Annotated in this window: 1 protein-coding gene; it reads left to right on the top strand. The window is 45.6% G+C overall.

The genetic code is table 11. The annotated features are described in order from the left end of the window. Positions 1–16: 16 nt before the first annotated feature. Positions 17–723 (top strand): DNA-directed RNA polymerase (locus N1032_RS25235; protein WP_259543328.1); only part of this gene is annotated, 707 nt, incomplete at its 3' end.

The raw sequence follows: 723 nt of genomic DNA on the forward strand, positions 1-723 counted from the left end.
GTTCAACACTCTGACTATGGCAGAAGAGATGTCGAAGTATGACAAGTTCTTTATGCCGTATGAGTTTGATTTCCGTGGTCGTGCTTATGCTAAACCTCTTCTCAATCCACAGAAGGATGACCTGAACAAAGGGTTGTTGCTTCTTGCCAACAAGAAACCAATCGGTGAACGTGGTCTGTATTGGTTGAAGTTCATCGTTGCTACATTGGGTGAACAAGATGGCATCGACAAGAAACATCCTGATGAGCGTGTCAAGTGGACAGAAGAACATCTGCCTGAGATTGAAGCCATTGCTTACAATCCTCTCGATTGTCTGGAGATGTGGGCACAAGGCGACAATCGTTTCCAATACTACGCCGCTTGTAAAGAACTGGTGAATGCTCTGACTAATCCAGAAGGTGCTGAGGCTTATTGCTCTGGCTTCCCGATTGGATTTGATGGGGCTTGTTCTGGGATGCAGCACTATTCAGCGATGACTTTAGATGAGAAGTCTGGTCGTCTGGTTAACTTGTGTGATGCCGAACGCCAGGACTTGTATGGCTATGTGGCTAACAAAGTTCTCGAAGACATTAACCAACTCATCACCGAAGCTAAACCAAATCGCATCATCATTCCACGTCATAAGTCTGGCAGTGAAGTGATTGAAGAGATGGAGATTGAAGAAGCATCAATGGCTCAGCATTGGTTGGACAGTGGATTGATTGGGCGTTCACTTGTCAAAGC

It is taken from the genome of Herbiconiux daphne (genome assembly GCF_024979295.1).
Lineage (GTDB): Bacteria > Actinomycetota > Actinomycetes > Actinomycetales > Microbacteriaceae > Herbiconiux > Herbiconiux daphnes.